A 9923-nucleotide genomic window follows, 5' to 3' on the forward strand; every position below is an offset into this window, starting at 1 on the left:
CTGCGGCTGCAGGTAGACGGCCCGAGAGCGGTCACTGGCGAAGGACAGCTTGTGGCCGACAGTGTATGTTCCTGGAATCGCCTGCAAGCAGTCGATCGCTGCCGGGTCGGTCGCCACGTGCGACCGCTTTCGGGGTGACGGGCGAAGGGGCACAGTCGGCCACAAGCCGTCGTTCGCGAATGGCGGCTCTCAGACCCGCCTATCGTGACTCCACAGGCCCGTATGCACCGCGATGTGCTGATTCTCGCCATCGCTGAACTAGCGGTGCTGCTGCGAAGAACCGACGCGTCCTCGAAACACACACACTTCGCAGCGGCTTCACCATGTCGGTTGAGACTCTGCGCATGGCTTCTCATCAGGTTCCCTCTGCTCCTGGTCGCTTCTTGGCAATGTCGGCGATAGCTCTCTGCTGTGCGTCGACATTGGGCTGCAGCGGCCCGAGTGACTTACAGGTGGCAGCTGACTTTGCCAGGATGCATCCAGGTTGTACCCTCACAAGGGCTGTCGAAGGTGAGTCAGAAGGTGCGTACCTGTGGATCCAGGTATCGGGCGACTGCGCCGGCGACGGCCGATCGGGTCGAGAGTGGTTCCGATATGTGGAGAAAGACGGTGAATGGTTGCTCGGTCCATCGAGCGTGACGTACCACTTTTCCGAACCACACGCGCCCGGCGAATGAACGCTCTTCCACATCTCATCTTGGGAATCGACCAACTGCAGCGGATCGGCCGTGTCTCCCCGCTTCGGCGCGCGATGGCTGCAGCCGGCCATGACTTGCTGGTTGCGCGGGCAGCTCCGTGTCAGCCATGCAGCCTATGCGGTGCCCGGACGTGAGAACGCCACCATGAAACCGTTGGCATACCTCTCGCTGGCGCTGACGGCAATCGTGCTGAGTGGCGGGGCCTGCGTGTACAGAGCCTTCTCTGCTGAGGGCATACCCATAGTCGTAACGTCTGTTGATTTCGCGAGCCCGGACGGCCAGTTTGTGGCCACAGTCGAACGAGTCCACAACGGCTTGGGCTATGGCGCAGGGACACTGTACGAGGAGGTGCACCTCAGTCGCGTACCCAAGCGCTTGTTCAAGCATGGCGACCCTGATCCGTCGGTAGTCTTCTACGCCGAGCCAGTTTCTGGTGTGTCGGGCGCACCCACGGTCCAGTGGATTGAAAGCGCGCGGCTTCGAGTCATTCTCGATCCACGGAGCAAACCGAACCGCAAGCCAGCGTCCATGGGGCAGGTGTGGATCGAGTACGAGGGACCGAGTCCTTGAACGGCTGCTTTTCGCCGTGGAATCTAGCGCTGTGAAGGTCGGCTGAGGGTCGATAGCTCCGCTTCGCAGGTCGCGAGAGCAGACGTTCAACGCAGCTTGGACGGGAAGGATCGCAGGCGTTCAGCTGCGCACACGCCCCCTGCGGTTTGCCGCGCTGCCGCCGGCGCGGCGAACCGCCTGCTTTTCCGGAACAAGCGGACGCTCGACGACCCCGAGCGACCGACCGCACCCGCTGCAAAGCCGTCGTCTGGCAGTGACCGACTGCTTCAGACGGCGGATTCAACCGGTCGACGCAACACACTCGCTGAATCTCTCAGCGCACGACCGGCTCACCTTCGGACTTGCCAAACGGCAGAGTCAGCGAGCGGTTTGCTGGCGGGTGAACGGCGGGGGCTGACTCGCACGACGTCACGCCTTCTGCTGGGTAGCGCGGGCATCCTGCCTGTCGAGAAACGCCGACAAACGCGTGTCGTTGTGCGCCAGGTGCTGCGGTGTCTTGAATTCCTCGAACCTTTGCGCGGCCATCACCAATGCGCGGGTGTTGGTCGCGCTCCCAAGCGCGATGTCCCTCAACGGTGAATTGCCCCAGGGACGCCGGTCGACCTTGACGAAGGCCAGCACCCCACCAACCAGTACCCGATACATGTTGAGGCCGTTCTGGCGATCCGGCTTTGGAGCCCGATAGGCGAAGACGCCGGCATCGTCGCGATTGATCCGAAGACGCATCAGTGCGGCATCGAAAAAGGCAGGGATCGGAGTGCCCTCAAAGGCGACCGTCTGCAGCTCGCTCTTGTACGGGCCGAGGTCGATTTGCCCAAGGTCGCGGCGAGCGACTGCGTATTTCCAGAGCAGCGCTGCGTAGAACCGCAACGTGACGTCAGGCGCCTGTTCAGCTTTGACCAACGCTCCATCCCGCACACCTACCCCAGCCTTCCGTAACGACTCGAACGCCTTTGCAGTGCTCCCTTCGAAACGGCCAATGGACGAATCACAGGGGCCGCAGAGGATGCTTGTGTCCATACGGCCTGACTGGCTCTCGCGATAGCCCGGGCTTGATGGCGACACGACGGCATGCGCATTCCCGACTTGGACCTCTACGGCCATCACGCGCGGGATCAGGTGCGACTTGATCGTAGGACTCGCGCCGCAAATAAGACACTTCATTTGTTTCTCCCTCAAAGGAGGGTCGGCCGCATGGAATCAAGGCCGCACCGGTATTCGCGAAGCAACGTGATACCTGACGCGTGAAGAAGACCTCCAACCCTAGTCCAGTTGCGCCGTAAACAGGTCATCCGCCCCTTCACCACTTCAGAGCCTCTTCTGCGGCTTCGACGTCCGCGCGCTCGGCATACTTTGTCCAGTTCTCAGCAATTCGCCTGAGCATGGCCTCGGTACGAGGGAAGTTCGGTACTGCGTCCGCCCACCGGAGGCATTGCGCTGCCAGCTCACGTTCCTGAGCCCCGCCTTCGCCTATGGACTTTGAATAGACCCCTCGTTGGTTCACGCGCGCGAGAGATAGCCCGCGTTCGAGGCGGTCGGAAGCCATCTTCTCAATGGCCACGCGCACCGCCTCATGAGGCCATGCGCCATCCTCAGGGTCGGCCGGGGCGCGAGCGAGCACTTGCCCGACCCGCTGCTCCGCCATCGACAACCGGTCGGCCTTCGTCGCCAGCTCACGCACTTTCATGCACCACGCAAGGAGCGTCTCTCCATCAATCTTTCCGCCGGCTTGACCCGGCAGCGTGTGGAGGCCTTCAAGCAGCTCGTAAGCAGACGTTGCCAAGCGCCTGGCGCCTTCGTCAAGAGGCTCAGCTTCGCTGTGCTCGGGTTTGTAGACGACGGCCACAACTTCGACGAAGAGGCTGGGTCGCTCGACCAACATGCGATGCAGCACGAGTGGCTTCTCCCGCATGTGGAACATGGGCAGGTAGGCGAACTCGAGCTGTGCAATGTCATCCACCGACACGTCGGTGCGGAACCGCAGCTCGTCGAAGCCGCGCTCGAGGATGTACTGCATGTTCCCCCGTGCGCTGTGCCCCGCATTGATTTCGGGGATCGCGCTCCTCAGCAAATCCTGCAACAGGGCTGTCGGTATGTCCTCAAGCCGCCTGCTCGCGGCGTCCAGCGCAGCAATGAAACGGCCTCGGCTGCGGTAGTTGCCTACCCCTTCGAGCAACTCGTCCGCACTGCCGTTGATGAAGTAGGAATGCTTGCAACGCCAGTAGGCGTCCTCAACGGGTTCACCAAAGGTGGCGACGTAGGTCCACGTGCTTTTGCCATCGGGCAGGGTCAACAGCAACCGGGCTGTGCGATCCGGCTCGAACCCGTGGCTCTGCAGTTCCATGCGCACGCAATCTTCACCTTCCGCACCGAAGCGCACCACGGCCTCGGCCAGCACGACATCGGCGAACCCCACGGGTGCCTCCCCTGCCTGCAACGCTGCATGGAGTAGCCTCAAAAGCTCTTCCTTGCTGAGCTGCAGTGTCCTGGCGGCGTACGCGGCATGCTGAGGGAACCGTACTTTTCCAGCCAGCTCAACAAGTCCATCGATGCCGCCCGCCGCATAGACCTCAGCCATGGCCTTTGCGCGCGCTGCCTCGATGCTCGCCATCGGATCGTCGGCGTCAGTGCCCTTGCCCGGCACGTCTGGCATCCAATCATCGAAGAGCCAGGAAACGAGCAGCACCGGGTTCTTGGGCGCGTGGACGGTGACTAGCTCGTCGAGGAGGGCCAGGGGCTTGTCTCGCAGCGCCCAATCCGTGTCTGCGAACGTCTTGTGCCGGTTCAGCTCCTTTCGGAGATGGTCCCAAATCTGGAAGGTTCCTTCGTGCGGGGTCGCCAGTTCGACGCGTAACGCCTCGACGGTTTCGCGGAAGGCTGACTCCGGGAACTGGTTGAGCGCGTCGATGAGCATGGCCCAGCGTGCGGGGTCGTGACGAACCCGGGCCAGCGCAAGACTGATGACCGCGGCCTGGCTCTCCCACACCAATCCGTACGTCAGGACTTCTGGCTTCCCATCGCCGTACTCACGGAACTTCGGCTTTTGCGTGGGACTGGACGAGTCGTGGGGCGTTGGGAGCAGCTTGGTCAGCAACTGCCAGGCAATCTCGGGAACTGTGTCCACGACGTGCGTCAGCACACCAGTCCGCTGTGCAGTATTGGCGGAGGAGTTCGGCGACCACGACAGGAAGATGGAGCGAAGGCTGTTGATGGGGCGGTTGCTGTCCGATCCACCTGGGTCGATGGCAGCCAGGCGGGCCAGACACATCGACGCGCGCAGGAGGAGCTTTGGGTCCCACGCAATCACTTCCAGCGCCCACAGCATGCCGTAGTGGTAGGCGCGCGACGTGACGAAGCCTTCGAACTCTTCGAAGATGGGTTTGATGCCCGAGGCGTCGCCCTCGATCAGTTGCTCGAGGGCCTCAAGAAAAGGGATCGGGGCAGCCTCCGCTAGAAGAACCAGTTGGTCCTGAAGGGCCGCAAGCAGCCGGTGATCCTTGGACAGGCCAGGCAGTGCGCGCACGATGCCGTTCACGAAGTCGATCGGCGTGCTGCCCGTGACGGTGAAGTAGGCCTGCTCGTGCAGCACTGCCATATGCAGCAGCGTCGTCATGAGGCCGTCCTTGAGCCACCTGCTGTGGACCGCCTCGCGCTCGGCCTCGGGCCTGAAGACCTCATGCGCTTTCGGCGGCTCGCTGACCTGGGAGAACACGGCGATGGCCGCTTCCTTGAAGCGCTCCAGGTGGGCGGGTCCCAGTAAGTAGCCCAGGTGCACGAAGGCATCGACCGACGCGCGCATCGACCACACGTCACCAATCCGGTCCACGGGTGGGTCCTGAAGTCTCGCCAGCCTGCGGAGTGGGGCTTCAACGTTCTCGTACTCATCGGTCTGCGCCAACGCGCGCAGGACGTCGGTGTCGGGCCTTGTGGGTGCGTGCCAAGCGCCGGCGAGCATCGCCGGTATCAGGGGCTCAGCGTTCTCAAGCCATTCAGGCTTAGCGGCATTGCCGCTGGGCAGCAGCCGAGCCAAAACTGCAAGGCTGCGGCCGCACTTCCGCGCGAGCTCGTAGCCTTCCTGCTGTGTGAAGGCCATGGCTACGAAAGCCTCGGCCAGCTGGGAGCTGTTCGGGCGGTTGAGCTTCACGTGGTCGGGCCGCCGCTCGTCGGCACCAGCGCTCACCACGGTGGGACCGCTCTGCATCAGCAGGCCGGCCAGGTTGCGCGCCTGACTCCGTAGGAGGAAAACGAGCCCCTTCCTGTGGGCGAGCTGGCGCGCCGCGTCCTCCGAGTCGACCACGAGCGTCTTGGCCTCGATGAACAATCTCACTGCCGGATCGGCGTTCCGGATTGCCGCGATGGCGAATGCCACTACCTCGTCCGGCGCATCGGCCGCGTAGAGCAGTTTTCCGGGGCCGGCGCTCAGTTCCTGGACGAGCTGCCGGGCTTGATCCTCGCGGCCGGCCAGCAGCACCTTGTCGGCCAACTCGGGCGCGAACCTTGTTGAGAACTCTTCCCAGAAGTCGGCGGAGCTCTGCGCTCCGATCAGCGGCATCTTCTTGAGGTGATGCTTGGCGTACCTGGCCGCCACGGCGGGGCGGTCCGCCAGCCAGTCCTCGAGCATCGAGCCGTCGATGTACAGGACATCTTTCCACTCGTTGCGCGCGCGTTTTTCTTTGACCCAGTCCTCGCGCCTCTTGCCCGTGCTGCTGTCCCAGGTCCTGGGCGACACGAACACAAAGGCCGTGCGTTTGCGCACCTCCTCGTCGAGCCTTTCGGTGCGCTTTGTGTAGTCGCCGTTTGCCTTGGCCGCGCTGCCCTCGGTAACGCCGAACTCCCATACAGACTCGCCGTCGGGAACGAGGGAGTAGTTGCTTTCGGCATCGAGCACACCGTCGAAGCCACGAACTTGACCTTTGTCGCCGTTGGGGAAGCGGAAGTCGGAGACGTTGGCGACCGAGGCTCGGATCAGGTCGCCGACCATCCCAGGGAAATCGACACGGGCGGGCAGAGTGTCAGCCCACTGGTCCAGGTCGAGCGCGGTAATCCATTTCATTGAATGGGCCTCCAAAAGACGTCTTGAACACTGCAGCCAATTGAGCGGCGACAAGAGGCACCCCAGGCCGCCCACGCCAGATGATCCGGCACCGTCATGGCGTTCCGAGATGCGGGGAAACTTGTAACAAGATAGCAGAGTGAGCCGGGGAAACTTTTGGCGAGCCCGACAGCCGGACGAACTTGGCCTGAATGCGGGGGCTGCTAAGAGCTAAACCCACCGAGAGCTTCGGCTGAACACAGTTGAGCGAGCCGTGCGTCGACCGGGAGCCGCAGGCTCGATGGCGACCGTCTCACGTGGACCTGTTGCGATTTTTCGATGAGCGGTGTGACGACGGCTTCGACGGTCTTGGAATTTGGGGTCCGTAAAGCGGGACGGGAAGGCGGGGCCACGAAGCCGGAGGGTAGTCGCTGGCTGACTTCAGCCGTGTTGACGAGCGGGCCGGTAGTCCGCCTGGCGGCGATCCAGGCCCTGATCTGCTCAAGGACTGCGCGGTCGCTTATCCCTGGCCGGGGCTGAACGGCCGCAAACGCTGCATCGCGGCCACATGCCTCGCACCCTTCAGTAGTCCCTCAGGCGATGCTGGGCGAATGAGTCATACGGTCGAGGCATAGGTGATGTGACGACCCTAAAGGCGCCAACCTACTCGGTAGAATATTCCCGCAAGCTGCCCAATTTGCAGGCGGGGCATTCGATGCCATGAAAGAGCCAGAACCGTAGTTCGGGCTGGTTGCACCTCACACACAGGGCCTCTGCCACGTCAACCCACTCTGCCCGCCTTGGCGCCCCGGTGGCAAACCACGGCAAGAGCTCGCACGCTTGAGCCGTCTTCCGCCAGATCGGCCCGGGGCGCGTCTTGCTGACCGGTGCGGTGTCCTTCTCGAAGACGGCATGGGCCGTGGCGCCATGCGTGGGGTGGTCCGCCCCGATCAGTTGTTCTTCGCCGCACGCCAGGCAGGCCGCGAGGCGTCCCCAAATGAGCTGGCCCTGGTTTTCATACCGGTCCGGCCCGGCAAACAGCGAGAACTTGCACTTGTCGCAAGCGAACACCGTGTGGGGAAGGCTCATGGCGTGCGCCCTTCGGCCCACGGCGGCCCGGCGATGCCCAGGGACTGGTTGCGCAGGTACTCGTCGGCACCGTTCCATTCGGGGTTGATGCGCAGCAGGCCCGTGGCGTCGAGGTGGCGCATCAGCGGCCAGTGGCAGAACTTGGTGCTGTAGAACCAGAAAGGGTCGTTCTCGCGCACCAGGGCATCCAGCACGTCGTGCAGGCCGCGTTTGAGCAGCGTCGTGCCGATGTCGGCAGCGTACAGGCGCACGAAGCGCGGTCGCTCCAGGCCAGGCGCCAGCGCGCGGCGCAGGCCGTCGGCATCGAGCAAGTCAAACTCCACCCAGTCGAGCGTGGTCATGCCGCCCAGGTAGGCGCCCAGGCCTTCGGGCGCGCGCTCGCGCACCTGGGCCCGCAGCGCCGCCAGGCGTGCCGCGGGAATGGGGTGGTCGATGCGTCGCGCTGCTTCCAACGCGGCGAACACCTTCTGCGAATCGGCGGACCATTCCCTGTCGAGCTGCGTAAATGTCACGCCATAGGCAGCTTGGCGCACGAACGCGTGGCTGCCGCCGTACGTCGCGCGATTGCCTTCGCGGGCGACGGCCTCTTCGGCAATCTCCAGGTCGCGCGTGATCACCTTGTCCAGCAACGGCGCGAACGATCGCAGGTAGGCACGTCCCAGCGTCTCGATCGAGTCCAGCGCCAGCTTGCGGCCCTGGTGCGCGTAGTGCGCATGAATCTCCGCCTCCGCATACAGGCAGTTATGCGTAGAGGCGTACTGGGCAAACGTCGACGTCGGGGTCGGATGGCGTCCAACGTGAAACATGTGCACGAGCAGCGCCGGCGGCACATCGGGGCGGATCCAGTCGACGGCATTGCAGACAACGGCCACGTCCTTCTCTTGCAGCAGGTGGCTGATGAACTCGTCGCGCAGGCCGGCGTCCAACAGCTCTCGCAGGCCTTTCTGCCGCGTGGTGTAGCGCTTCGACGCGAGGCGCTTGCGGCTCTCTTCAAGCTGGAACATGGGCAGCGCCATTGAGGGTGAAGGGATGGGTCAACTGCACCGCCAGAAGAACCAGCTTTGTGGCGCCGCCTGGAGCGGCAGTTCGACAGAGAGGCGAGAGGCGCATGACCGGCGCGAAGTAGGGCATGGGCAGATGCAGGCAAGATCAGCAACTGCCAGTTTATCCAGCGCCCTCCAGAATGCCGGATTGGCTCGACTGACACCCCAATCGCCTCCAATTCGCACCATGAGCATCTCCGGCTCCTGCCGCGGCAGTGTTCAGGCTCGGCAACTTCGCCACCGCCCCCCGCAGCCGCGACGTTGAATGACCGCTTCGCGTGGGCTCACGTCATCGAGATGAATCCCGGCAATGGCTCGATGGCTCCGCTACAAGCGGACGCTCGGCGATCGCGATCGACCGGCTGCAACCGCTGCATAGCAGACGTTGGCCTTGGGCAGGGCGCTTGTCGACTTCACAGCGGCCCGCTGGCGCTAAGCATCAAATCGAGGCGAGAATGGCCCATTCCGATACTTCGTTGGAGACATATTCGTGAAGACCTATGCGTCGCTAAAGGCTCAGATTGTCAAGTTGGAACGCGAGGCCGAGAAACTGCGGAAGGCAGAGGTGGCCGGCGTCATATCCAGAATCAAGGAAGCCATTGCCGCGTACGGATTGACGCATGATGATCTGGGCCTCTCGCGAACCATCGAGAAACGGGCAGGCGTCAAGGGTCGAGGTGAGGCCAAGAGCACTGTCGGAGAGCCCAAGTACAGGGATCCGAAGTCTGGCAAGACATGGACTGGGCGAGGCAAGCCTCCGAATTGGATTGTTGGTGTGAAGAACCGCAACCGGTTCCTGATCGATGCTTCGGGATCTCCGTCGAGCGTCGAACCTTCCACCGAACCAACGAAGCGCAAGCGACGCGTTTCTCGAAAGGCATCAACGCCAGCCGCTCAGTCCGCCGCAGTACAGATTGAGGGTGGCGTGGGCTCGCAGTAGAAGTGGCGACCTGGCACGCAGCGCGTCGAGCGCTCATCCGGAGCATTTGCCTTCAGTGCCGGCCAGTTCGCCGATCTGCACAGAGCAGTCGATCTCTACGCCAAGCGCGTGATTGGCCGCGACGAGTGCTGAATGACGATGAGTGGGGTACTCGCGCCACGAGTAATCTGCGAGATCCCACAGCTCCCTCAGACTCAACCTGGGTTCAACCTCCAACGCCCTGTCCCAAAACTCCCGCCGCCACTGGCGTTGGTCGGCTTGGTGCGTGCTCAGGTGGTAGTTCTCGGCCCAGCCCTCAGGCGATTCACTTCGTTCCGCCACGTAGGACCGCGCGGCCACCTGCTGCAGTTCGACCATCGTTACCGTGGGATCAAGCTTGCTCAGCTTCGTGAAAACGCGATCAACCCAGGCGGCTCTCGAGATTGGACTGGACATGCGTGCCTCCGAATACATGTGCAAGCGCAGCACAGGTTGGAAATACCCATCGAGAGATCACTCTACTGCGGATCAGCTGCACGAGGGTGAGATTTTTGGACCGGGTCTTCCTCGCG

General features: G+C 63.1%; 6 protein-coding genes and 1 pseudogene. 2 read left to right on the forward strand and 5 right to left on the reverse strand.

Going from position 1 to position 9923, the window contains the following annotated elements:
• Window positions 1-728: 728 nt before the first annotated feature.
• Entirely contained in the window at window positions 729-1268 is a 540-nt protein-coding gene (locus ACXJLU_RS31475; protein ID WP_457337693.1) for a hypothetical protein, read from the forward strand.
• Between the two features lie 408 nt (window positions 1269-1676).
• Here ACXJLU_RS31475 and ACXJLU_RS31480 read toward each other — a convergent pair whose 3' ends face one another.
• The 4 genes from ACXJLU_RS31480 to ACXJLU_RS31495 form a co-directional block, all read right to left on the reverse strand.
• Entirely contained in the window at window positions 1677-2171 is a 495-nt protein-coding gene (locus ACXJLU_RS31480; RefSeq protein ID WP_457337694.1) for a hypothetical protein, read from the reverse strand.
• A gap of 397 nt (window positions 2172-2568) precedes the next feature.
• The gene (locus ACXJLU_RS31485; protein ID WP_457337695.1) at window positions 2569-6321 is read right to left on the reverse strand and encodes a hypothetical protein; all 3753 of its coding nucleotides are present in this window, start codon (window positions 6319-6321) and stop codon (window positions 2569-2571) included.
• 642 nt (window positions 6322-6963) lie between these two features.
• Window positions 6964-7389, reverse strand: a complete 426-nt coding sequence (locus ACXJLU_RS31490; protein WP_457337696.1) for a hypothetical protein — start codon at window positions 7387-7389, stop codon at window positions 6964-6966.
• Window positions 7386-8393 carry a hypothetical protein gene (locus ACXJLU_RS31495; RefSeq protein WP_457337697.1) on the reverse strand — a complete coding sequence of 336 codons (1008 nt, stop codon included), beginning with the start codon at window positions 8391-8393 and terminating at the stop codon, window positions 7386-7388. Before ACXJLU_RS31495 ends, ACXJLU_RS31490 begins: the two co-directional genes overlap by 4 nt.
• A gap of 529 nt (window positions 8394-8922) precedes the next feature.
• On the opposite strand from ACXJLU_RS31495, the pseudogene ACXJLU_RS31500 reads away from it, so the two are divergent.
• Window positions 8923-9237: pseudogene (locus tag ACXJLU_RS31500) on the forward strand (H-NS histone family protein); the annotation flags it as partial.
• A gap of 168 nt (window positions 9238-9405) precedes the next feature.
• Here the strand turns inward: ACXJLU_RS31500 and ACXJLU_RS31505 are convergent.
• The gene (locus ACXJLU_RS31505) at window positions 9406-9807 is read right to left on the reverse strand and encodes a hypothetical protein (RefSeq protein WP_457337698.1); all 402 of its coding nucleotides are present in this window, start codon (window positions 9805-9807) and stop codon (window positions 9406-9408) included.
• Window positions 9808-9923 lie beyond the last annotated feature (116 nt).

The organism is Rhizobacter sp. P5_C2 (assembly GCF_054049715.1).